19 protein-coding genes and 1 pseudogene are annotated in these 26,066 nt (G+C 29.7%); 5 read left to right on the forward strand and 15 right to left on the reverse strand.

Features of this window, described 5'->3' with window-relative positions; translation table 11 throughout:
- Positions 1-11 precede the first annotated feature (11 nt).
- A complete protein-coding gene (locus B3603_RS14365; protein ID WP_291566110.1) occupies positions 12-1,523 on the reverse strand; it encodes an ABC transporter ATP-binding protein in 1,512 nt (503 codons plus the stop codon).
- 31 nt (positions 1,524-1,554) lie between these two features.
- Complete coding sequence (locus B3603_RS14370) at positions 1,555-2,283, reverse strand: energy-coupling factor transporter transmembrane component T (RefSeq protein WP_291566112.1); 729 nt, start codon at positions 2,281-2,283, stop codon at positions 1,555-1,557.
- A gap of 456 nt (positions 2,284-2,739) precedes the next feature.
- Here B3603_RS14370 and B3603_RS14375 point away from each other — a divergent pair, with 456 nt between their 5' ends.
- Both B3603_RS14375 and B3603_RS14380 read left to right on the forward strand, forming a co-directional pair.
- Positions 2,740-2,877, forward strand: coding sequence for a hypothetical protein (locus B3603_RS14375; protein ID WP_291566114.1), 138 nt, complete (start codon positions 2,740-2,742; stop codon positions 2,875-2,877).
- 336 nt (positions 2,878-3,213) lie between these two features.
- On the forward strand, positions 3,214-4,182 hold the full coding sequence (locus B3603_RS14380) for a helix-turn-helix domain-containing protein (RefSeq protein ID WP_291566116.1): 969 nt from the start codon (positions 3,214-3,216) through the stop codon (positions 4,180-4,182).
- Positions 4,183-4,679: 497 nt separating this feature from the next.
- On the opposite strand, the gene B3603_RS14385 is transcribed toward B3603_RS14380, so the two are convergent.
- From B3603_RS14385 to B3603_RS14420, 9 genes and pseudogenes are all read right to left on the reverse strand, one after another.
- Positions 4,680-5,411: a C39 family peptidase gene (locus tag B3603_RS14385; RefSeq protein WP_291566118.1), complete on the reverse strand. Its 732-nt coding sequence runs from the start codon at positions 5,409-5,411 to the stop codon at positions 4,680-4,682.
- Positions 5,412-5,696: 285 nt separating this feature from the next.
- Positions 5,697-6,365, reverse strand: coding sequence for an ABC transporter ATP-binding protein (locus B3603_RS14390; RefSeq protein ID WP_291566120.1), 669 nt, complete (start codon positions 6,363-6,365; stop codon positions 5,697-5,699).
- A gap of 9 nt (positions 6,366-6,374) precedes the next feature.
- Positions 6,375-7,817, reverse strand: a complete 1,443-nt coding sequence (locus tag B3603_RS14395; RefSeq protein ID WP_291566122.1) for an ABC transporter permease — start codon at positions 7,815-7,817, stop codon at positions 6,375-6,377.
- Positions 7,818-8,140: 323 nt separating this feature from the next.
- A complete protein-coding gene (locus B3603_RS14400) occupies positions 8,141-9,268 on the reverse strand; it encodes a sensor histidine kinase (RefSeq protein ID WP_291566124.1) in 1,128 nt (375 codons plus the stop codon).
- Positions 9,269-9,440: 172 nt separating this feature from the next.
- Positions 9,441-10,127 carry a response regulator transcription factor gene (locus B3603_RS14405; RefSeq protein ID WP_291566126.1) on the reverse strand — a complete coding sequence of 229 codons (687 nt, stop codon included), beginning with the start codon at positions 10,125-10,127 and terminating at the stop codon, positions 9,441-9,443.
- Between the two features lie 195 nt (positions 10,128-10,322).
- Positions 10,323-11,063 carry a WD40/YVTN/BNR-like repeat-containing protein gene (locus tag B3603_RS14410; RefSeq protein WP_291566128.1) on the reverse strand — a complete coding sequence of 247 codons (741 nt, stop codon included), beginning with the start codon at positions 11,061-11,063 and terminating at the stop codon, positions 10,323-10,325.
- 347 nt (positions 11,064-11,410) lie between these two features.
- Positions 11,411-12,496 carry a uroporphyrinogen decarboxylase family protein gene (locus B3603_RS14415; protein ID WP_291566130.1) on the reverse strand — a complete coding sequence of 362 codons (1,086 nt, stop codon included), beginning with the start codon at positions 12,494-12,496 and terminating at the stop codon, positions 11,411-11,413.
- Between the two features lie 305 nt (positions 12,497-12,801).
- A pseudogene (locus B3603_RS23285) lies at positions 12,802-12,960 on the reverse strand (DUF5780 domain-containing protein); the annotation flags it as partial.
- Positions 12,961-13,137: 177 nt separating this feature from the next.
- Positions 13,138-14,523, reverse strand: a complete 1,386-nt coding sequence (locus B3603_RS14420; protein WP_291566131.1) for a PLP-dependent aminotransferase family protein — start codon at positions 14,521-14,523, stop codon at positions 13,138-13,140.
- Positions 14,524-14,650: 127 nt separating this feature from the next.
- Between B3603_RS14420 and B3603_RS14425 the strand changes: the two genes are divergently transcribed.
- The gene (locus tag B3603_RS14425) at positions 14,651-15,391 is read left to right on the forward strand and encodes a pyridoxamine kinase (RefSeq protein ID WP_291566133.1); all 741 of its coding nucleotides are present in this window, start codon (positions 14,651-14,653) and stop codon (positions 15,389-15,391) included.
- Positions 15,392-15,758: 367 nt separating this feature from the next.
- On the forward strand, positions 15,759-16,514 hold the full coding sequence (locus B3603_RS14430) for an ECF transporter S component (RefSeq protein WP_291566135.1): 756 nt from the start codon (positions 15,759-15,761) through the stop codon (positions 16,512-16,514).
- Between the two features lie 409 nt (positions 16,515-16,923).
- Here the strand turns inward: B3603_RS14430 and B3603_RS14435 are convergent, their stop codons facing one another.
- Both B3603_RS14435 and B3603_RS14440 read right to left on the reverse strand, forming a co-directional pair.
- Positions 16,924-18,132 (reverse strand): DUF5780 domain-containing protein, encoded by a 1,209-nt coding sequence (locus B3603_RS14435; protein ID WP_291566137.1) that lies wholly within the window; start codon positions 18,130-18,132, stop codon positions 16,924-16,926.
- A 676-nt stretch (positions 18,133-18,808) separates the two neighbouring features.
- A complete protein-coding gene (locus B3603_RS14440; RefSeq protein ID WP_291566139.1) occupies positions 18,809-19,558 on the reverse strand; it encodes a MerR family DNA-binding transcriptional regulator in 750 nt (249 codons plus the stop codon).
- Between the two features lie 1,251 nt (positions 19,559-20,809).
- Here B3603_RS14440 and B3603_RS14445 point away from each other — a divergent pair.
- Positions 20,810-22,336: a thiol-activated cytolysin family protein gene (locus B3603_RS14445; protein ID WP_291566141.1), complete on the forward strand. Its 1,527-nt coding sequence runs from the start codon at positions 20,810-20,812 to the stop codon at positions 22,334-22,336.
- A 139-nt stretch (positions 22,337-22,475) separates the two neighbouring features.
- On the opposite strand, the gene B3603_RS14450 is transcribed toward B3603_RS14445, so the two are convergent.
- Both B3603_RS14450 and B3603_RS14455 read right to left on the reverse strand, forming a co-directional pair.
- Positions 22,476-23,555, reverse strand: a complete 1,080-nt coding sequence (locus B3603_RS14450; protein ID WP_291566143.1) for a 2,3-butanediol dehydrogenase — start codon at positions 23,553-23,555, stop codon at positions 22,476-22,478.
- Between the two features lie 332 nt (positions 23,556-23,887).
- Positions 23,888-25,828, reverse strand: coding sequence for a sigma-54-dependent Fis family transcriptional regulator (locus B3603_RS14455; RefSeq protein WP_291566145.1), 1,941 nt, complete (start codon positions 25,826-25,828; stop codon positions 23,888-23,890).
- Positions 25,829-26,066 lie beyond the last annotated feature (238 nt).

A 26,066-nucleotide genomic window follows, 5' to 3' on the forward strand; every position in this document is an offset into this window, starting at 1 on the left:
TTATTATAAAGTTATTCCATAGTTCTTGAATAAATTAATTCACTTGAATATTCATTAAATGGTAAAATACTAAATTTTCTATTATCATCAAAATATAATAAACGATTAAATGTATTCAATGCAAACTCATAATCATGGGTAATTACAAAAATACATTTTCCCTCCTTTGCCATATCTTTTAAAACATCACTAACTATTTTCATATTTTTTGCATCTAATCCACTAGTAGGCTCGTCCAAAAATAAAAACTTGCTATCCTGCATACATGCAAGAGCAATTACCAGACGTTGTTTTTGCCCACCAGAAAGTGATGCAGGATGAGAATCCTTATAGTTTTCTAAGTTAAATAACTTAAGATATTTTTCTACTTTTTCCTCTATATCTTTAGTAGTTTTTTTACCAATAAGCATTTCATCCCATACACTTGGAGCAAATAATTGATAATCTACATCCTGCATAACATAGAAAGAATTTTTAATACGACATCTCTTTCCTGCAGGCTTTCCATTTATGTATATCTTTCCATACTTTTGTCTTGTAAGCCCCATAAGTACTCTTGCTAAGGTACTTTTTCCAGCACCATTTCTCCCCATAATTCCTATAATCTCTCCTCCATTGGCATTAAAAGATATATTAGACCATAGTGCTTTTCCCATCTTATAAGCAAAGCTAAGATTATTTACTTGAAGTAATGGATAACTTTTTTCTTTTGCTGAAAATTTTTTAACCTGTGGAGATGGAAGTGTATCTAATGCAATATGACGAAGTCCCATATCATCAAACCATTGATTTGATTTCTGTTTAAAAACTTTTCCTCCAAGGATTTTTTCTATTTTTCCTTTCTTCATTATAATTACTCTATCTACTAAATCCTTTAAATAATATAGTTTGTGTTCAGAAACTATAATTGTATGTCCTTTAGACTTTAATATTTTTAAAATCTCAAAAAGTTGTTTAGTTCCTTCCACATCCATATTTGCTGATGGTTCATCTAAAACATATACTTTAGGTTTTAGAGCATAAACAGACGCAACTGCAATCTTTTGCTTTTCACCACTTGATAAATTTAAAATTTGTCTATCCATTAAAGAATCTAATTTCAAATCCTCTATGGACTTTCTTACATTACTCTGTATCTCTTCTCTGCTAATTCCATAGTTCTCACTTGGAAATGGAATTTCGGTTTTTACATGTAAGGTAAAAAATTGTGACCGCGGATCTTGAAATACAGAACCTACCTCTCTTGAAATTTCTCTAAGTGGAGTGGTACTTATATCCATACCATAAATAATAGCTTGTCCCTCTAGCTCACCATCATAAAATTCTGGTATCAAACCATTAATACATCGATTTACTGTTGTTTTCCCACAGCCGCTCTCTCCTGTCAGTACAATAAACTCTCCCTGTTTTATCTTTAAGTTAAAATCTAGTAGACTTTTTTCTTTGCTGTCTTTATATGTAAAATTAACATTATTAAATTCAATTACATTTTCATTAGTATTGTTCCTTACTTTGATTCTCATCCAAATCAATCTCCTCATTTCTTTCCATTATTTAAATGAAAATATTACTGTTATGAATTACTATAAATAAGACGGAAATAACTATGCATCCAAGGCAATAAATAGCATCTCTTATTTGAAATTTCACTTCAGTACATGATGTTCTTTTATGTTCTGTATCAAACCCTTTACATAGTGATGCAGCTGATAGCTCCTCAGATACTTTACCACTTCGTATTAGCAGCGGTATCATAAAGTTTTCTACAGCACTTATAGGATGTGTTATTATTCCAATAAAAGAAGTATTTATCCCTCTCATCTTTAAACTTTCTCTTACTTGTTTTATTTCATCCTTTATGGTTGGAACATAACGATACACTACAGCTAATGGAAGAATTACTACTTTCGGAATATGCATCTTTTCCAATGCATACAAAAGCTCATCCATATAGACTTTCTCAAGTAGTATAATACATGCCATGTAAACTGGAAATAAACGAAGACACAAGAATATCAATGTTGTAAACATCATGGTAATAAGCGGCACTTGTAGATATATAAGCAAAGCATTACCTACATATAACAATATATAAGTAATTGCAAACCTAATAGCTGTTGAAGTCATATCTTGAAATATCATCAAGATATCCATTACAATAAATAAAAATAATAGCTCTATAGGACGATTTATTACAAAATTGAGGCTTGATACAACAATCACTTGAAATATCAATACTCTAGGATCAGGTTTTGATGCTTTAAACTCCACTTTATTCAACATTCTCACCTCCTGGGTTTCGAGAGTTAGTCTATACTAACCAAGTATGATGATACATTAGCTTTTTTCACTTTTCAATTATTTTTATAACCTTCGTCTAATCATGGTATATTTTCGTCTAATCGTGGCATAACAAATATTTTATCTACAACCATAAAAAAGCTAGAGGATGATGCATATCTTCTAGTTATAAATTTTTATATTTATCCTATTCCAATAGATTATTCCTAGGAAATACTCTCCATTTTTCTTTTAAAAATTCTTCTTTAAATGATTCATATGACAGCTTATTTTCAATTTCTATTCTCATCTTCTTGTCTATTTACTGATTAGACGATATAATGATTTAAAGTTAGTTTTAACTAACTTTTCTGTGAAATATAAACATATATATTACTTTTAAATTTAATCTATGAATTCATAGAATTGTGTTATTAAATTATTTAAGTTTGCATTAATATGAAATTAAAGATTGACCACGACAATTATGATAAATTCTTAGCAGAAGCTGAAAAATTTAGAGTTGATTTGTTTTTAAAGTGCTGTAGTAACTTTTTAATAAAAAAACTAGCAATTGTAGTATCTCAACAGTATTAGTTAAATTTATTAATGTCGTTCCGAACTATACTGCACCTCAGGGGAACCCTAAAGGGCTTCACTACTGTTCCCCAGAGGTGGAAAAACTAGCAATTGTATTGCTAGTAAAAATTTTATTAAAGAAATTAGTTTGATTAAAACTAATTTCAACCTTAATTGTGAATTTTGAATTTTGAATTGTGCATTATTTTAAGTTATAAATTGAAATATTTAATGATGTAGTTATTAGTTGCACATTAACTTTTTAGTGGTTTATCCATAAGTAGTCAATTTAATTTTAATATATATCTATTTGAGGTGTTTATTCGTCTAATTATGGTATAAGGAGGTAATGAGATGGAGGATATTCTAAAAGAAATACATGACCCCTGTCTGATGAAGTATGGTTTTTATTTAGATAAGGAATATAAAGGTTTTAACAGTGAAGGTATAACATATTCTATTCTCTCTGAAAAAAGTTCTGGTCATTATTGGGTTTATACTCATAAAAACTTATTTTCTATTTCTATTCATGATTTTGTATTTTCCGAAGACATATTTCTTGAATATAAAATACCAGAATATTTAAGCATTAGTTACTTTGAATCAGGATCAGGAGAAGAATTTAAACCATATAAACGAATAAATTGCGGCTGTATCAGAGGTTTTATTGGAAATTATAATTTATATCAAGCTCTATTTCATAAAAATATTCCTATTCGTTCTATTGGCATTGAAATTATGCCGGAATACTACAACGATTATTTAAAAACAAAGTACCCTGGAGAATATAAAAATCCATGCTCCGCTTTTTTAAGTATAGATGGTGCTACTAATTTTCCTGAATTAGTCCATTTATTGAAACAGCTCAAAAACTATCGCGGAACTGGTATGTCAGCAAAACTATTTTATGAAAGTAAAGTAGCTGAAGCCATCTCTCTAATAGTTGATAAATCAAAAACTCTGGCTTCTACATCACCAGCTAAAAAAATATCCAATCAGGATATGGAAAGTATAAGAACTGTAGCTTCATATATTGATGATCACTACGCTTTTGATATTCATCTAGAACAACTTGCCAAAATTGCCTGCATGGGTACAACTAAGCTCAAATATACATTTAAAAGTGTTTACAAATGTACAATTACCCAATATATACAAAATAAAAGAATGCATGAAGCAGAACATATACTTTTAAATACAGATTTAAATATCAATCAAGTAGCACAAATTGTAGGTTATAAAAATGCAAGTCGATTTTCTGAATTATTTTATAAAAATACAGGCTTACTTCCAAATGAATTTCGTAAAAATTTAAATCTTTAACTATATTTACTATAGATTCTCCTATGACATTTTAATATATAAAAACAAATAGCTACTAGCTATAAAACAATATTTTTTGTTTTATAGCCAGTGGCTATTTTTATAAATACCTCAATACTCTTAATATGGATTTATAAATTTTTAATCTATTTATTGTTAAAAATTTATAAGAGAAGTCCAATTGACTTCTCTCATTTTAATCTTTATTTAATTTTATTCAGCTCACCTACAAAAATTAGCCTTTTTCTATTTAAGGCAGATATTTATCAATTGTTATGATTTTCTGCTTATAACTTAAAGTAAACTATACTGATTTATATTTATCACTAGTTTTAGCTATTTTTGAAGAGCTTGATTTTCAAATTAAAACTTTTTTAAGTTTATTACTTAAATACAACTAAATAAATTGTATTTACAATTTGTTTAGTTGTATTCACATTTTTGAGTAGTTATAATATCCTATCTCCTATATACTCTTTCTTTGATATATTAAAAGATTATTTTTTAATTGTCATTGCTTGGGAGCCCATTTGCTTCCATGCCTCTTCAAAATTTATACGATTTATCTTTTGGTTAGCTTCTGGATAAAGTGGATCATTAATATAGATGAAATTATCATCATAACCTGTAATAATCACACTATGCTGATTATATGTAACTTGCATCTCACCTATTTTTGTATTCCAAGTTTCAAATTCATCTGAAGATAATACTTGAAAACTGGAGTTGTTTATCACCCAGACTGGATGACCTTGATCAATTTGATTATATAAATCTTTCATACTTTTTCCTGTAAGATTTATAATTCTTTCAGACGAAACATATTTTTCTACTAAATCAATGATTGGCTCCACATAAACACCTAAACCATCATTATCAAAAGTCTCCATATCACCAACAAAACCTTCATGCATATTTCCACGTTGCCCATCTTCATCTATAAATGGAACATATTTCATCCTTTTTGAAAGCTCCATTTTATCCACATCTATGTTCATATACTGCAAAAGCATTGCAAGACTAGTTACTTCACATCCTCGTGCTAGCTCTGGTTCTTGCATAATTAGCGGAACTTCTAAACATTGCTTTACTTTAGAAACATTATCTTTAGAATTAATAACTGTTTTGCTTTCTTTTCTTCCGGCAGCCTTAGCAATATATTGATTGTCTATTACTTTCCAAAGAATAAAAAACGCAGTAATTAATAATAAAAAACTTACTATCTTCACAAAGTTTACTTTATATTGCAATTTTTCACTTTTCATTTTAAATTTTCTCCTTTGTATTATGTTCTATATGTGAAAATGAACCTTTATCTGCCTACATCTAAATTTGTTTAATCTTTTAATCATTTTCTTTAGCACTCCATCACTAAAGAAAAACTGCTTGTCCATAATTTTATTATAAACTTTAAAAGAAATTTATTAAATATTAATCTATAAAAATTAAATTTTCCATTGCATCTTCTTGTCAAATTATTTTTTATTTAGATTATTATTTTTCAAATTTCCTTACTATTCACTGACCTTTAGTAGCTTACCTTCATTAATACCTAAAACTACGTCAGCAACAGAAGTAACCTTCTTAGAGTGAGTAACAATAATAACACATTTATTCTGCTCATGAGCAAGGGCAGTGAAAATTTTGAGGATCTCCATTTCAGTATCTTTATCCAAATTTCCTGTAGGTTCGTCTGCAATTATAACACCTGGACTATGAGATAAGGCTCTTGCAATACCCACACGCTGCTGTTCTCCACCAGAAAGCCTTAGTATTTTACGATCTGCTGTTTCTCTATCAATACCTACATTCTTCAAAAGCATATATGCAAAAGTTTTTTTATCCTTTTCATCACTACCGCTGATATTCATGGACAGGACAATATTCTCCATCGCAGTTGCATTTGTTAAAAGATTAAACCCCTGGAATACTACTCCAATGTCCTTTGACCTGTATTTGTCACGATCAATATTTTTAAGATTTCCCTGTCTATACAATATCTCGCCGCCTGTACAAACGTCAAGACCTGAAATAAGGGAAAGCAGTGTGGATTTGCCAGAACCGGATTTTCCTACAATTGTGTAAACCTTTCCTGATTCAAATTCTGCACTCACTCCATTTAAAACTATCTTTTTTCCACCTTCATATTTATAGCTTACATCTTTTAATGACAATACACTCATATATCTCACCTAATTCCTTTCCATCAGTATTTTAATAGGTTCATATTTAGTGATTTTACCTATGGAAACAATTCCTGAAACTGAAGCAAGAAGTAATGAAATGGCAATAATTTCTCCTATTGTATTAAGTCCAAGCGAAACGTCCATATTATCTAGTGGTTCTACATTTGTAGTTTTTGCCTGTTTTCCACCTACTATTGTCATTTTAGGCCCTCCTTCGCTTGCCTTACTTTCCGCTAACTCTGCTGCTACAATTTGATTATCAAGTAAAATATTTGCTACAGGTTGTGCTGCAACTGTTCCTGAGCTTATTCCAATCACTAAGCAGATACAGGTTATGATAAGCATTTCTGCCCAAAGTCCTAAAGCTACCTTTCCTTTTTTCATACCCATAGCTCTTAGAACGCCAACCTCATATTTCCTTTCACGAATAGAAATTGAAGAAAGAAGTGCAAGGATAATTCCACCAAGAATCAAAACTATAATCATAAAAGTAACAGAAATACTCTTTAGACCTTCAACTGGGCCCACAATTTTATGATAACTTGCTTCATCTGTTGCAACATCATATATTTCGTTTAGACCTTTTTCATATACCTCATTTCTAAAATTTTCTATCATATCTGGATCTTTTAAATAATAGGTAGCAGTAATCTCGATACCTCTTTGTCCTAAATCCATAGGAGCTAAAACTGTATCAAAATCAGCTAAGATCTCATTACGTCTATTCATATAAGGATTTTTGAACATTGAGTTAGAATATTCTTCTGTTGTATCATAAAAAGTACCAACAACAGTTAATGTATACGTAATATTATGGGTATTATCTTCTTCATCAGTAAGCATTCCATCTAAAGTAATTATATCTCCAACTGAAATATTGTTAAGCTCAGCAATATCTGTGCTTATAACACATTCATCTTTATTTTCTACCATCCTGCCCTCTGCAATTTCACGATCTCCAGCTTCAAAATCCTCCCAAAGATTTCCGTAAAGGCGCATTTCTGGCTGAAAGCCGTTTGCTCCTTCCCGTCCCATCATTGTAGGTTTGCCTTCTATTGTAGATTTATCTTCTGCGGCATCTGCATCCATTGGGGTAATATTTTCTCCCTTAACACCAGCAGCTGCCGTATAAGTACTATTTAAAATATATTCTGAATCACCAAAGGCAATATATTGATCTGGTGATATAGGTGGACGCTGCATTCTAACAGTGTTTTTACCACCATCCATCTGTGTTTGAGCCTGCTGTCTCATTTTTTCCATATTGGGAGTAATAGTAACCTCTGAACCAAAACGAGTCTTATAATCATCAATAATTCCACTTGCAGTATTATTGATAATCAGGGCAACTACTGTTGTAACAATAATGGCAAAAATTATAATACCCATCAAAATATTTCTTCCACGATTTCGCACTATATTTTTTAATGCATTTTGAAAAACATACATATTGATTTTCTCTCCTTTAACGTCTTATATTTTGTGAATAACCACTCCATATTTACCATTATAATTTCTCAACCTTTAACGAACCTTAAATGAAAGCTTAACCTGCTAGAAATTAATAATTAATAATGAAGAATTAATGATGAAATTCACCTCTAGTGAATTTCTTAAAATAAAATTTATTTAAAAAACTCCAAAGGCTTTGCCAGTGGAGTTTTAACCATAATTCTTCATTTTTCATTCTTCATTTTTAATTCATTAATAAGAATTTTTATTATAGAAATTAAAATCATGTATAAGTTAAATTCCCATTAAGGAAACCTGTATTATAATCCAAGTGTAAAAGTAAAAGTCGTACTTTCATCTTTGACACTATCGGCGTAAATTTTACCATCCAATCTATCTATAATGGCTTTAGCAATAGACAATCCTAAACCATAACCACCATTTTCTTGTGTTCTTGCAGAGTCAGCCCTATAAAAACGATCAAACAGCTTTGTTATATTTTCTTTCGGTATACCCTTGCCGCTGTTTTTAATAGAAAACACTAATTGATGTCTTGTTTTTTTCAACATAATATCAATACGCCCTTTTTCATCTGTATATTTTATTGCATTATCAACTAGTATAGTAACTACCTGTTTAATCTTTTCACAGTCACTTTTAATGATGATATTTGCTTCTATATCTTGTAAAAGTCTAATGTCTTTCTCAAAGGCCACAGCCTCCATTGATAATATGACATCACTTACTACTTCGCTAATATTAAAAGGTATATAAAATATTTTGCTGTTTGTATCTTCTGTCTTAGCCAAGTATAAAAGATCATTTACAAGTTTACTCATTCTATCAATTTGGTTTTTTATATAATCAAGCCACTTCTTCTGACTTTTAATGGTTTCCTCCTGATTTGCAAGAAGTGCATCGGAATTGGCGTTTATGATAGCAAGAGGTGTTTTTAATTCATGAGAAGCATCAGCAATAAATTGTTTTTGCTTCTGCCATGCCTCTGAAATAGGCTTAATAGCTCTGTTTGCAAAGAAAAGGCTGATTGCAAATATGACAAAAAGCATAATAATCCCAACAAAAAATAATGTAGTAAAGAGCTCCATCAATGTTTTGTGAGAATCTGTTACATCTAAAAATGTAATTTGATAATTGCCATCATTAAAGTTTATTATAGTTTTGCTCCCATTTTCATGAGTTATAAAATTTCTTCCAATAGGAGATATTTTATATTGCCATCTCCTGTTTTCAAGGGAAATGATGCTATAATCTTTTTTCTCATTCCAAGCAAGTTCTGCTGCCTTAAAATATATTTCCTTAGACATGTCAATATGTGAAATTATTTTAACAATGTTACCATCTGAATTTACAAGTATACGAAAAGAAGAAGAAGAGTCGGAAGGAATCATACTAATAATTATATTATCTTTTTTTGTACTATCTGGCAAACTAAGAGCCCCTGTGTTTATTCTTGAAGATAACGTTTCAAGTTTATCTCTATTTTCTGTTTGTGTGTTATTATACGTTGTAAAATAAATAACTACGAAGGCACTAATCATCACTACAGAGATAATTGACATATTTAGTATAATGAACCTATTACGTAACTTTTTAAACATATCAATCTCCATCCTTTGCAGTGTTTAAGACATATCCAGCGCCTCGCACCGTTTGAATGATAACCTGAGATTTTATACGGCTTAATTTTTTACGTAAGAAAGATATATACACTTCCACATTATTATCCTCTGCGCAGGTTTCATAACCCCATAACTTCTCAATGATAGAGTCCTTTGAAATAATAATATCTTTTCGCTTGATTAAAAGCTCTAACAGTTGACATTCCTTTAAAGTCAATTTAAATTCTTTACTGCCACAACTAAGGTTTAAAGTAAGCGGATTCAATTCAATATCTGTATATTGTAAAATGTTGTCTTTTATCAGTTCATTTTTTCTCCTGCTTAAAGCACGTAAACGTGCCATTAGTTCTTCTGTTTTAAAGGGCTTTGCCAAATAGTCGTCAGCTCCACTATCAAGACCTATCACCTTATCCTCAGTTTCGCCCTTTGCTGTCAACAGGATAACAGGTGCCTCAATACCGTTTTTACGCAATTCTTTTAATACGCCTACTCCGTCCATTTTAGGAAGCATGATGTCGAGAATAATAATGTCATATATACCAGAAAGCCCACAGTCTAATCCATATTCACCATCAAAAGCTAAGTCAACGCTATAATTATTTTTCTTTAGAACCTGTTCTATAGCTTCCGCCATATATTTTTCATCTTCTACCATTAAAATTCGCACATACATCTCTCCTTTTCACTACGTCAAAAGCATAAATTATTGATATAATAATTAATCCATAACTTTATCCTAAGCAGTTATATTGAAATTACTAATATTTATTTTTTTAATATTATATCATAATAGCATCCGCACCAAAAAGGCTGTCATACCAATTTGTTGCGGATACTCTTTGATTTCTTCTTTATTAAATTCTTATTTAATTTCTATAGACATACCTTCTGGAAGATCTTCACTCCAAGTCTGACCGCCATCTTCAGAATAAAGTCTTGTTCCATTTTCATTTTTCACCATAAAACTATTACCGCCTTTAGATAAAATACCATCTTCAGACTTTACCTGTCCACCTATAAAAAGTCCACTTTCTGTTTGATCAGAATTTTTAATTCCTACTTTTCCATCTTCTTTAGTGAATGCCTCAACGCCTTCTGGAGCATTTTCACTCCACGTCTGACCTCCATCTGTAGAATATAATTTAACACCATCTTCTAACTTCACTTTTACATTAATTCCGATATCATCCCTTGATATATTAGCATTTTTAATTTCTATTTTCCCATCTTCGTTCTTAAGTTCTGTCAAGCCTTCAGGAGCATTTTCACTCCATGTTTGACCTCCATCTGTAGAATATAGCTTAACACCATCTTCTAACTTTACTTGTACACTAATGCCAATATCACCTTTTGATATATTAGTATTTTTAATTTTTATTTTCCCATCTTCGCTCTCAAATCCTTTCAGACTTTCAGGAGCATCTTCACTCCATGTTTGACCTCCATCTATAGAGTACGTTATAACTCCATTTTCATTTCTTACTTGAACAGAATCATCAACATCACTAGCAAAAGCTTTTCCTGTTCCTAATGTTAGAACAAGTGCACCACAAAGGATAGACGCACCTGCTTTCTTTTTTGTTATATTCATAATCTTTTTCATACTATCTATACCTCCATTAAATTGTTTATAAGTAGCTACCTTATGACTTAATTATAAATGTCATACCTTTAATGAACCTTAAATAAAAAGTTTTTTAAAAGAATTTTACTTCATTGGTGATTTATAAGACATTATTAAATAGTAGATCTATTTCTAAAATCCAAATGTACTTCTTAGCTTTTACACAGGAAAGTATTTTAAATGATATATTTACTTTATTCAGAGCAGAATAAAGGAGATAGTTTTACAAACTATCTCCCTTCTTTTTCCTCTTTATCTTAATGTATTGACCTTTGCCATTAAATAATCAAGTCTATTTTTATATTATCTTTAACTTGTAGTATATATTATTTGCTATAACGATCTAAAAGCTCTTTAACTCTTTCTGGCTGAACAGGATAACCCACTTCACGAACAGTGTTCATCATAGTTTCAATATTCTCAAATGGGGTTTCCACTGGCAGACTACATCCCGACATTACAACATAACCCTTTGGAGAGTCGTAAGCATCCAAAATCCCCTCTAATGTTTTAATGCGAACGTCCTTAGGAGTTCCAGAATACATAATTCCAGCCGGGTCAACATTGCCTAAAATCTTGGTCTGATCGCCAATTGTATCCTTGCAATCTTTTAAACTTGCAATATTATCTATGCTCATACCCCCGATATCCAAATCCCCAATATCCTTCCAAATCTTATCAGTCTGTCCACAGATATGTACTACTACATTACTACCATATCCTTTAATATAATCAATAAACTCCTTTAAGTAGGGCAAAGAAAATTCTCTGAAATCCTTAGGACTTACAACTGTACAAGAAGACATAGGCTCAGATATTGTAGGGCTAAGTCCAATATCAATTGCTGCCTTTGCATAAGCTTTACAGGTTTCAAGAGAAGCGCGACAAAGCTTATGCAGTGCTTCAGGATTTTTGTGGATAAGCTTCAGCGTTTCATTGACACCAAACAAGAAAAATGCGTTAGTAAAAGGTCCAACAATACCAGCAGAACATTTTATTTCATCCTTCGCAAGTTCCTGAAGATATTTCATTGCATCAAGGTGTATTGGCAATCGTCCATCCTTATAAGGATTGGCAGGACGCAAAGTATCAATATCCTTTACACTAAAAATTGCCGGTTTTGCCAAATCAGCAGTATCATCATCAGGGAAAGTAACAGTTGCCCCCATGGCTTCCGCCCATGTGAACAAATCAGTAAAAATACGAAGACTGTCGCAGCCAAATTTACGATAGGTTGCCATTTGTGCTTCTGCAATGGCTCTAGGATTGTGATTAAACTCAGAAATCTTACAGCCATATACCCTGGCAACTCCATTTGCAATATTGGGGTTACATGGTAATCTGTCCACTTCCATTCCCTTGGCAATAGCGGCTCCTCTTTCAACTGGAGTCATAGAATCTTTATTAAACATAACTAATCTCTCCTCACAGATTTATTTACATCTAAGCAACTATTTTTATACAGCATTTACAAACATAGTAATTACATGAAAATTATCTTTCCGTTAATAGTTTAACTTTTGGTTTTACTTCAATAACTAAAATTATATAGTACACCAGAAATGTTGTCGAATAGCCAATATTTATAGCAAATCTCTAGCTATTTGTTTTTCAAATAATTCGGATATTACCACATATTCATTATTTATATATTAATCTCTCTTTTCAAAATCCAAAAAACCTGTACTTTTATACTTAATACAGGTTTTATCTATAATTATTTATATGGTTTACCTAAATATTCATCTTGCCAATAATTATAGTAATCATTTGTCCATTTACTTCCATCATAGTATTCAACATCTCTAACACAATCAATTATTTCTTTTATAGTTCCATAATTTGTATATAAGTTCCATACATTGTTATAGACTAATGTTTCATTTTCAGATTCTTCCTCACCCTTTAGTACTTACTCTTTATACTCTTTTTCATTATTTTAAATCTGTTCTTCAACCTATTCTGCCAAATAAAAGGAAAGCCTTTGAAGCCACCATCCCAAATTCAAAAATGGTAAATCTTCAAAAGGATCAATTTACTGCTTTTCACCATGCTACTCCTTAAAAAATGCGTCTTTAAGTAACCTTAACGCTTTTTCAAAATCCTCCTCAGAAACTCCTGAACAAGATAACAACAATGTTGGGTATTTGCTTTTCTCTACAGAATCAAAGGCTTTTACTAAAACCCCAACCTGCTCAGCACGCCTTGCCAGTTCCTTAGATGAGAGATTACTTTTCACCTCAACTTGAATTAAAAATCCTCCAGAGCCTGATATTGCTTTGGCTTTGTCTTTAAAAATCTTATTTACAGCAAGACAAAGCTGATTACTTTTATCCATATAGAGTTTTCTTACCTTTTTTATCTGTTTCTCTAAGTGGCCATCTCGTATAAATTGGCATAGAGCAATTTGTTCAGTTTTTGAAGCTGTCTGATTATAATTCTCTCCACACTTACTATAGGCATCCATTAATTTCATAGGCAATACCATGAAGCTAATTCTTAAAGAAGGTAGTAAGAGTCTTGAAAAAGTCCCCATATACACCACTTTATGTCCTCCATCTAGCCCTTGTAGAGATGGAACAGGACGACTATAATATCTAAATTCACTATCATAATCATCCTCTATAATCAAGCAATCTTGATCCTTAGCAAAGGATAACAACGAAAGTCTAGTCTGTATAGGCATAACATCTCCCCATGGTGTGCTATTGGATGGAAATGTGTATATTATTTTTGCCTTTGCTTTCCCAAATTCAGATAGATCATTAGTCAATGGACCATATATAAATGTCTCAAAACCTCTATCTTGAAAAATTGATCTCCCTTGTTCAAATTCTCCTCCTGTAAAAAAAACTGGTGACCGTACCCCTGTTAAGGAGCATAAAATGTGTAACAAACTCTGTATTCCAGCACCAACAACAATTTGCTCTGGAGTACATATAACTCCTCTGCGTTCAGCTACATAACGTGTTATAGCCACTCTAAGATCATACTCCCCTTGGGCATCACCATAAGATAAAAGCCTGTCTCCACTTCGAAGTGCACTCTTAATATATCTACTCCATAAATCAAAGTTAAAGCTTTTATGATCGACAGTGGAGCTTACGAAATCATATAATGGTTCTTCTTTTACTAATGACTTTGTATAGTTTAAAAGGGATGGAGTTTGTATATCCGTATAATTTAGATCACTCACATAGAAGCCACTACCTGCTCTAGATGTAATATAACCTTCAGCGGCAAGTTGTAAGTATGCCGCTTCAACTGTTGTACGACTTATCATTCGCTCTGATGCACAGCGCCTTATAGATGGAAGTTTGCTACCTGATTTAAGGCTTCCTGAAGCAATAAGTGATTTATAGTGATTATAAAGCTGAATATATAACGGTATTCCCAATGAATTCTCAGTATTAATAGTAATTTTACTAATCTTACCCATATAAAAAACCCCTCTCCCTAAACTGTCCTTGTTAAAATTCTAATATTTGTACATTTTAATAACGACAAATATTATGTATAGTATATCAAGGGATATAAATTATTCAAGTGAGGGGGGAAAATTAATATTGGAAAAATTAAAAAGAGTTGCTGCAATACATGATTTATCAGGCTTTGGAAAATGCTCATTAACTATTGCCTTACCTGTAATTTCTGCCGCTGGGGTAGAGTGTACCTGCATGCCTACAGCAGTGCTCTCAACTCATACTGGCGGATTCACTGGGTATACCTTTCGTGATTTAAGTTCAGATATGTATAACATGGCAGAACATTGGCATTCTTTAAATTTAGAATTTGATGCTATATATGCAGGTTATTTAGGAAGTCCTCATCAAGCAGAGATACTAGAAGATATTGTAGCCTTAATTAAAAATGAAAAAACTATAGTTATAATTGATCCTGTAATGGCTGATAACGGAAAATACTACAGCAAATTAGATGACGAAATGTGTAAAGGTTTTAAAAAACTTTGCAAAATTGCAGATGTTATAACACCTAATTTTACAGAAGCTGCTTTACTCCTAGGAGAAAAATATGTAAAGCCGCCATATACCCATGAGTACGTGGAGAGTTTATTAAAGAAACTTTCTACCCTTGGCCCATCAAAAATTGTACTTACTGGAGTATCTTTTAATGATGATCAGATTGGTGCTGCTTGCTATGATTCAGTAAGTGGAGAAGTTCACTATTCTTTAACAACAAAGATACCAAACAGTTATCACGGTACTGGTGACCTTTTTACTAGTGCTCTTTCAGCTGCAGTAGTAAGAGGGATTAGTCTTCATGAGGCTNNAAGCGAACAATACTAGGAAACAAGTGAGCGATGAGGGTCGTTTACTTAGGTAAATGAGCACCATAGCGAATGCAGTTGACGACGTAGTGTGAAGCTTATATTAATCTTTAAAAAGTTAATATAAGCGAACAGAACAAGGAAATGAAGGAACGAAGAGCAGAGTTTACTAAAGTAAATGAGCACTGGAGTGACTGAAACTGACGCAGTAATGCGAAGCTTATATTAATCTTTGAAAAGTTAATATAAGCGAACAGAACAAGGAAATGAAGGAACGAAGNNGAGTTTACTTAGGTAAATGAGCACTGGAGTGACTGAAACTGACGTAGTAATGTGAAGCTTATATTAATCTTTTATTAAATTATTAATAATGGAGGGCAAATACATTGGATACAAAACAACATAAATTTTCTATACACACTATGGTTTTAATTGGACTTTTTTCTGCTCTTTGCTATGTAGCCTTACTTTTTAAAATACCAATACCATCTCCTGTTGGGAAACCGTTTTTACACATGGGAAACATGTTCGTAATCTTAGCTGCACTACTTTTTTCAGGCACCATAGGAGGACTTTCTGGTTCTATTGGTATGGGTCTATTTGACCTAATGAATGGATATGCCTCTAGTGTTCCAAAAACTTTTTTACTAAAATTTGGTATAGGAGCAATTGTAGGAATAGTGGCCTCAAAAGGAGATAAAGAAGATGCAAAATCACCTATAAAATTGATATCCATTGCTTCAGTCATACTTATTTGCGTAGGTATTACACTTTTTATTATTTCAATGGTTCTTGGTAATGAAATTACTGTAACTGGAATTGAGAAAAAACTAGTAGTAAACCCTGTGTTATATATATTTTCTCTTATCCTTGGCATAGGATTAGGTAGTGTATGTATCTCAGCTAAAAAACTATCTATTAAAGTTCAGTATGCAATTTTAGGTGCTGTAGCAGGCATAGCCTTCAATCTTGTAGGAGAATTTTTATTTGGAATCATAACACTTTTATTCGCCGGAAGTGGATTTACAGCAGCTCTATTAAGTTCAGCTGTAAGCTTACCTGCAACACTAATTAATGGTTCCTTCTCTATATTTGTAGCTGTAGTACTTTACATTCCACTTTCTAAATCTATAAAGAATTAATGTCATACCTTTACTGAACCTTAAATAAAAAATCTTTTAAAAGAATTTTACTTCACTGACATTTTATAATGCATTATGAAGTAGTATATTTATTTCTAAAATCCAAATGTACTTCTTAGCTTTTACACAGTAAAGTATTTTAAATGATATATTTACTTTATTCAGAGGAAAATAAATAAGATAGTTTTACAAACTATCTCCCTTCCTTTTCCTCTTTATCTTAACCTATTAACCTTTACCATTAAATAATCAAGTCTCTTCTTATTAATAGTTTAAATTAATAATTACATAAAAGTGGACTTTTCTTTTATTTCAATAATTAAACATATTCATTATTGAAATATTAACCTCTCTTTTCAAAAATGCAAAAAACCTGTACTTTTATATTTAGTACAGGTTTTAGTTATAATTATTTATATGGTTTACCTAAATGTTCATCTTGCCAATAATTATAGTAATCATTTGTCCATTTGCTTCCGTCATAGTATTCAACATCTCTAACACAAGCAATTACTTCTTTTACAGTTCCATAATTTGTATATAAGTTCCATGATCTATTATAACCAAATGTTTCACCTGCTTGTATATTTGCTGACTCAGATTTACCTTTAAATAATTGATTTTCTCCAGCAAGTATTCCTGACTTAAGAGGATATCCATTACCATCATACATAAGAATACCTACTGTAAAATTCTTAACAACTTTATTTGTATTATTTTTCACTATAACTTGAGCTTCATCGTGAATATTAAAATAGTCTGAAACTACACTGCTACTAACTACAACTAATTCTTGCACTCCTTTTAATTTTTCAATTTTTTGTTTCTTTTCAGCTTCTAATTTTTCTTGTTGCAATTTTTTATATGTTTCATTTTTTGCGGTTAAATCCACATCATCTGAAAAAACTGATATTGCTTCAGACAATGTTGTTATTGCTTTATCATAGTCTTTTTTATTTGCAAATTCTTCAGCACTTTTTAATATTTGATCTTTATACTTTTTTTCATTATTTTTAATCTGTTCTTTAGCCTTTTCATAGTTCTTATCATCAGATATTACATTTTTATATTCTTCTATAGCATTTTTTAAATCATTGTTTTTAAAAAACTCCTCTGCTTTTTTAAATGCAATTCTTGAATTATTAAGATTATTAACTTTAATGATTGAATTAGTAGCATCGGTTGGCACTAAGCGTGTATTTTTTATTGTTTCAAGCCTGCTTTTGGCTTTATCATAATCTATTTTTTCATCCACAAATGATTTTTCAATTTCAGCAATTTCACCCTTTAAAAATGAAATTGCTTTCTCTTCTTTGTCTGAATCTCCTTTAATTTTATTATGATAGAGTTTAACCGCTTCTGTCTGTTTATTATTTATAATTTCACTTTTAAATTTTGATATAGGATTATTAAAATAAATAATTCCAGATACTGCACAGATTATTATTATTAAAACTGTGCACAACATAATAAGATTTTTTTTGTTATTAAGCAATTTTATTTTGTCCTTAATTAATCTTTTGCTTTGTTTTTCATTATTTGATGATAACTTTGTACCACATTTGTTACAAAACAAACTATCCTTTTGATTTTCAGCTCTACATTTTGTGCATATCATTCCCAATCTCCCCTTTTATTAACATACAATTAAATTATAGTATATTTATATATAAATTCAATAATTTTGTTAAATTATTGTAAATATTTCTTCTCTATGCACCTTAAATAGTTACGCTGCTCTATAAAATCTATCATGAGTATCATAATAATTTCAGTTAGTATAATAATTTTAAAACTTAATTATTATATCGAATATTATCTAAGTTAAATATAAAAATATTAGTATATAAACAATTAAAAAATTTTGTTTTATATTCGACATTAAAGTTATTTTTAGAATTAGAATGTTGATAGTTAAAAATTGATATTTAAATAATAGATTAACCATGAGTGATAAGTTATGGGAAAAAATATATTTAAAATAGTTGGAGAGTTTGAAACATAAGAGTCGATAAGCTTAATGTGGCCATTAACTAAATATTCTACAAGGACTGATGAATATGATAGAGATACGGTAAGCATAGAAATTGTTAAAAGTTTAGTGGAATTGTAGATGTTATTATAAGTTGTTATTATAAAAATCAAAGATGCAATAAATACATTACCATTAAACTTATATGGAGGTGGAATTCATTGTAATACTAGAAACATACCAAAGGTAAGTAAAGTTTAGTTATAATTGCATAATTAAAAGGACTTTTATTATGAGTTAAAAGTCCTTTTGTTAATTAAATTTAATCTAATAATTCAATCCAAGTTTTAAAATAGTCATATTGTTTATTATCATAAGCAGATAGTAAATATCTACAAATTACAGTTCCAGTTGAATAGCCTTGATTTTTAATAAATGATAAGTGTTCATCTAAATCATTATCTAACCAATCATTAAATGCAGACCTAACTATACATAGAGCAAATTTATTTCTAGTTGCATTTTTATCCCAAAGTATCTCAGAATTATAAAAATCATAGGGTACAGAAATGCAATTACATAGAAATTCATTTTTATGTTTATCAAAAAAAATTGTGTAATGATATTGATCTTCTAAATATAATTTTAATTTATCTTCTTCTGTAAAATTAAAAGAGACTATCTTATCCATATCCGGAAAATCAAGCTTATATTTATTATTCTTAATTTCAAACAATTCATCAATTTTTCTTCTTCTTGATTTTAATTTTTCATTTATATTAATTAGTTTATCTATTTCTTCTTCAAGATCCACTTGTGTTTCATTAAGCATTGAATCTATCATAGAAAGATTTAACTTGCTTAAGTCTTTTAACTTTTTTATTGGCACATTAAGGCTTCTATAAAATATTATATCAGATATTTGAAGCATTTCTGGAAAGGCATATTGGCGATATCCATTTTCAGCATTTTTATCGACACGAATTAAATTTTCTTGTTGCCAATAACGTAATGTTTGGGCAGTAACATGAAAGATTTTTGAAATTTCACTAATAGTAAAAAAATTTTTCATAGAATACCTCCATGGTTTTATAAAGATTAATATTAAAAATTAAAGCATATAAATATTTATAATATTAATCTAATATAAGCTTCTTATAATTATAGCAAAAATACTCTTTACATTAAAGTTACTTTAAATCTTATTGCTTCAAGCAATATAAATTTTTGTAATATGAGATAATAAGTATTCTCTCTCTTTAAAAATATATTTTAAAAAAGTATGGTATTTTTTATTGATGATTCTACTACCACATCTGCTTTAATTGCACTTTTTATTAACTTTGATGGTTTCTTCTCTAATTCTCCAATTATTAATCTTATATTGATTACTCTGTCTTCTTTAAAATTTTAATTCTTATAAAATAATATAGCTTTACTTAAATATAATTATGAACCGTCCCTTAAACAAAATACTTTTCCATTACCTTCTAATTAGTTGTCATTATAGTTTAACTCCAATACAAGAAACATTATTAAATTTAAATAATTTAATAATTGTTCAAATATTATCAATATATTACATTTTCTTCTCCATATTAATATTGTGGAGCAATTATATAAATATGAATTTTTAAGAATATTTTATAAAATTATAATTTTATAAATAATATTATTGTTTTATATAAATAATTCATGCTATAATTTACATAACATGAATTATTTATGCAATAAATGTAATTTTAAGGATTTTAGGGTTAAAATACCATGAAAGGATATCGATATTATTTAATCAATAAGATAACAAAGTTTATGGGGCAATATTTTAATTTTTTTTCGTATTAACAAGCATAAAGGGTACTCTACTAAAGCATAAGATATATTGAGCTTCTCTGAAGATTATAAATATACATTATTTATAAGAAGTTAATATATTAGACGTTTTATAAAAAAATCCGCACATACTATTGACTAAGAAAGTTTATTGCAAAATTTAGAAAATAAATATCTTAAATTTTTTCTAAAAAATCCACTGATGCTTTTCAGAATCTATAGCAATAAATTCACCTACAATAGTATTAATAATTATTTAAATATAAGTCATTATAAAAGTGATGATAATTCTACATTTTTTAGTTTAAATCCATATCATTTCCTGGTAAATATTATAGGTTATAGTAATCCTTACAATAAAAATCCTTTAAATCTTTACTTTAGTTGTTGCATTAGCATTCATGTTAAAGTGAATTTATTAGTTTAACTATCACAATAGTTTAAATTGATAAACTCAATTGACATCATATACAAGAGGGGGATAAATATTATGAGGCTAAAAAAACATTTTAAAACACAAAAATTATTAGTATGCTTATTTCTTAGTTTATGTGTTATTTCCTATCCATTTGTTACCTTTGGTAAAACACTAGTTAACTCACCGGTTGCAACAAATAATTCAAGTGATATCGATTCTGGTATAGCAAACTTAAATTATGACCGAAATGCAATTCTAGCAGTAAATGGTGATAATATAGAAAGCTTTGTTCCAAAAGAAGGTTTTGAATCAAAAGGAAAATTTATAGTAGTTGAACGTAATAAGAAATCACTTACAACATCACCAGTAGATATTTCAATTATCGATTCTGTAACTGATCGCACATTCCCAGGAGCATTACAACTTGCAAATGATGCTTTTGTTGAAAATCGACCTAATATATTAATGTGTAAAAGAAAACCTTTAAATATCTCTATAGATTTACCAGGTATGAAAAATGGAAACACAATAGCAGTGCAAAACCCAACATATGGTAATGTATCTGGAGCAATAGATGGATTAGTATCTACTTGGAATGAAAAATATTCAACCACACATACTTTACCTGCAAGAACACAGTATTCAGAGTCTATGGTTTATAGCAAAAATCAAATATCAAGTGCTCTTAATGTTAATTCTAAAGTTCTTGATAATTCACTTGGAATAGACTTTAACGCTATATCAAATGGTGAGAAAAAAGTAATGGTTGCTGCATATAAGCAAATATTCTATACTGTAAGCGCAGAATTACCTAATAATCCATCAGATCTTTTTGATGATAGTGTTACTTTTCAAGAATTAACTCGTAAAGGAGTAAATAATGAAGCACCACCTGTTATGGTGTCCAATGTAGCTTATGGTAGAACAATTTATGTAAAATTAGAAACATCATCTAAGAGTAAAGATGTACAAGCTGCATTTAAAGCATTACTTAAGAATAACAACGTAGAGGCTAGTGGACAATACAAAGATATTTTTGAAGAAAGTTCATTTACTGTTGTAGTATTAGGCGGGGATTCAAAGGAACACAATAAGATTATCACAAAAGATTTTGATGAAATACGAAATATAATTAAGGAAAATGCTGAATTTAGTCCTAAAAATCCAGCATATCCAATTTCATATACAAGTGTTTTCTTAAAAGATAATTCAGTTGCTGCTGTTCATAATAAAACAGATTATATTGAAACTACATCTACAGAATATTCTAGAGGTAAAATAATTCTTGACCATAGCGGTGCATATGTTGCTCAATTTGAAGTATCATGGGATGAGTTTTCATATGATGAGAACGGAAAAGAAATACTAAACCATAAAACATGGGATGGAAACTATAAAGACAAAACAGCTCATTACTCTACAGTAATATCACTTCCACCTAACTCAAAAAATATAAGAATTTTGGCAAGAGAGTGCACAGGCCTTGCATGGGAATGGTGGAGAACAATTATTAATGAATATAATGTTCCATTAACAAATGAAATAAAGGTTTCAATTTGGGGAACTACATTATATCCATATACTAGTATTAGTCATTAATAAATAAAAATTTTAATACCATAGTAATCTTTTTATAAAAAAGTTACTATGGTATTTTTCTATTTAACTATTTCATTATCGTTGTATATATTGGTTATATGCTTAAGTTTCTTTATAAAAAATGATTAGGTTATTTCTTTTATTCATTTAAAAGAGATTTATCTGGAGTTACAAGAATCTTTACATGTTTTTTCTTTTCAGGGCCAGTTAATGCACCAAAACCTTCTTCTACTATATCATCAAGAACTATTTTCTTAGTTATATATCCTTCTGCTTTAATTCTTCCATCGTTCATTTGTGCAATTGTTGCTGGAAATTCATGTCTATAAGCTAAGGTACCCACTATTTTCTTTTCAGAAAACACTAAGGCATTAGGATTAAAACTTACATCCTCTTCCCAAATACTTGTCACTACAAGAGTTCCTTCATACTTTAAGCTATTTAATCCTACATCAAAGCCTATCTTTGCTCCTGTAGTTTCAAATGCTGCATCTACGCCTATTCCATTAGTAAGTTTTTTAACTTCCTCGGCTATATCAACTTCATTTGGATCAAGTACAACATCTGCTCCTGCTCTCTTTGCATATTCTTGTCTAATTGATTTTCTTTGTAATACTACTACTAATTTTGCTCCTGCTGCTTTTAAGCACTCAATTGTTGCAAGCCCTATTGGTCCTGAACCAAGTACAATAGCAGTATCTCCTGTTTTAAAATTAGAAATTCTAATAGAATGAAGCGCTACAGCCATTGGTTCTATTAATGCTGCCTGTTCATAAGACATACTATCTGGTATTTTATGTATAAATTCTTCTGGAAATACAGTATATTCTGCAAGTCCTCCACCACTGCCACAAAGTCCATGGAATCCTAGTGAAGAGCATAGATTATATTTACTTTCTCTACAAGCTGGGCATTCTCCACAAGCTACTATAGGTTCTACAGTAACTCTATCTCCAGCTTTAAACTTAGTTACACCTTCTCCAACTTCTACGACCTCTCCTGAAAATTCATGACCTAGAACTACTGGTGCCACATTACCACTTAAAGGATGTGGTTGTCCAACTGGTATAAAAATAGGTCCTCCTAAATATTCATGTAAATCTGAACCACATATTCCACACCATTTAACTTTAACTTTTACATTTCCTTTAGTAACCTTTGGTTCCTCTATTTCTTCAACTCTAATATCTTTTTTATTGTACCATAACGCTGCCTTCATAATAAAATACCTCCTAAAGATAATCATCATATATTGTTAATTTTCTCACATACCTATAAAGCAATTATTATACCAAGACATCGAATTGTGATACTTTTTTAGATATTATTTAATTTCTCTTACTCACTTTGTTATAAACAGTTGTATCAAGCCATTTTCCTATGATTCAAATCTCTATAATTAAAATTCAATTTAATATGAAAAATAATTATTAAAATAAATAATCTCAAAATGATACATATTTTACTGTTTCATTTTGAGATTATCTTTATTTTATTCTCATTTTGATACATACACAATGCTATTTATTGATAGTTAAAAAACAAACAAAGCTACACATTTTTTATATTATATTTCTTTATCTTTCTATAAATAGTAGCCCTACTTATTCCTAACATTTCCGCAGATTTTACTATATTACCTTCACAAAGATTAATAGCTTTTATTATACTTTCTTTTTCTAAAACATCTATAGGAAGTATCTTATCTAAATCCTTTGATTCTTCATTATTAAAACTACTTTCTATTATGGAATCATTTTCTGAATACTGCATATAGATCATATCATTTTCACTAGAGTAATAATCCCTCTCTATTACATTCCTAAGTTCTCTTATATTGCCAGGCCAGTCATGCTTTTTTAATTGATTTATATAATCTTTTTTTATAAGCTTACATTTATCCATATTTTTTATATTAAGATTATTAACAAAATATTTTGCTAGTATTTCTATATCTTCTTTTCTATCTTTTAAAGGAATCGTTTTTATGTTCATTACATTTAACCTATAATATAAATCTTCTCTAAAGGTTTTTCTATTTATTTCTTCTATTAATTCTTTATTAGTTGCTCCTATTATTCTCACATCTAATTTCTTTTCATAATTTCCGCCAACTCTAACAATGGTATTGTTGTCTAAAACTCTTAATAGTTTAGATTGCATATCTAGTGGAAGTTCTCCTAATTCATCTAAGAAAATAGTTCCCCCATCAGCTAATTCAAACTTTCCTGGATGCCCTTCTTTAGCAGCTCCAGTAAAAGCACCTCTATCATATCCAAAAAGTTCACTTTCCATTAACTCTCTAGGTATTGAAGCACAATTTACAGCTACAAAAGGACCATTATTTCTTTCACTGTAATTATGTATAGCTTGAGCTATCAACTCTTTTCCGGTACCACTAGCCCCTTCTATTAGTATATTACAATCACTTTTTGAAGCTTTCTTTGCAAAATTTATCATATTTATCATTTTCTCGTTACTAGTTACAATATCTTTAAATGTATAAGTTGCATTATAACCTACTACTTTATTTACAAACTTATGTACAAATTTACTTTCCCCAAAAGTTATAACTACTCCCATAAACTTATTATTAACACTCATTGGTACTACATTCAATATACACTTTATTCTTCTATTTTTAATATGAAAATCACATTCTATATTATTGTAGGACTCATCATAGTTTTCTATAATGTAATTAAAATTTAAATTTCCCAAGGCTTTCTTTATATTTATTTTAAATATTTCATTTCTATCTATACCTAAGATATTTTCCGCTCTATGATTTACTTTCTTAATATTAAAATTTTCATCTATAACTATCATACCTTCTATAATAGAATCAAAAGTTATATTTAATAGGTTATAGGATAATATAAGTTCTAATTGTTTCTTTATAGATTCAGCTGCTGCAATAACTATTCCTAAAGTATGCAGATGAGCATCTTTACATATACCAGACATATTAATACATCCTAATACTTTGCCGTCACTATCATGAATAGGTGCTGAAGAGCATGTCCAAGAATGTTGTTCTATTCCATAATGTTCAGCACCTATAGTTTGTATTGGTTTATTTAAATACAAACAGGTTCCTATAGCATTAGTTCCTACTGCTTTTTCCGACCACAATGCTCCCTTTATAAATCTTAATTCCTCAGCTTTCTCTAAAATATTCTCATCGCCAATAACATCTAATATGTATCCATCTTTATCTGAAAGAAACAGTGCAAAACCTGAGCCTGATATTGTGTTATATAAATTCTCCATTATAGAATGTGCCACTGAAACTAATTCCACATTCTTTCTTATTTTAATTTCTACAGGAACTTTGTATTCCTCAATACCTCTTCCATCCATATAATCTACATTATATTCCTTGCACCTTATCCATGAATTTCTTATATCCTTTTTAATTTCTTTATTAACCTTATTATGTTTTACAAATTCATTCCAAGCTTTTGTAACAAAATTCATATAATCATTCATATTACCACCCCTTCCCCCTATATATAGATATACTAGTTTTAAAATTAATCTATCCATTCATAAAATTGTACTGTTAGTTATTTAAGTTTACACTTATACAATACGAATTAACTATTGACAATGGACAATTATTGATATTTCTCTCATAAGAGAGAAATTTTAAATTTATTTATTTTAAAAATGACAGAAACACTTTTATCAAAAAATCTATTTGTAGTGGAAATTAGTTTTAATCAAA

Source organism: Clostridium sp. UBA2485 (genome assembly GCF_002341865.1).
Taxonomy (GTDB): Bacteria; Bacillota; Clostridia; order Clostridiales; family Clostridiaceae; genus Clostridium_J.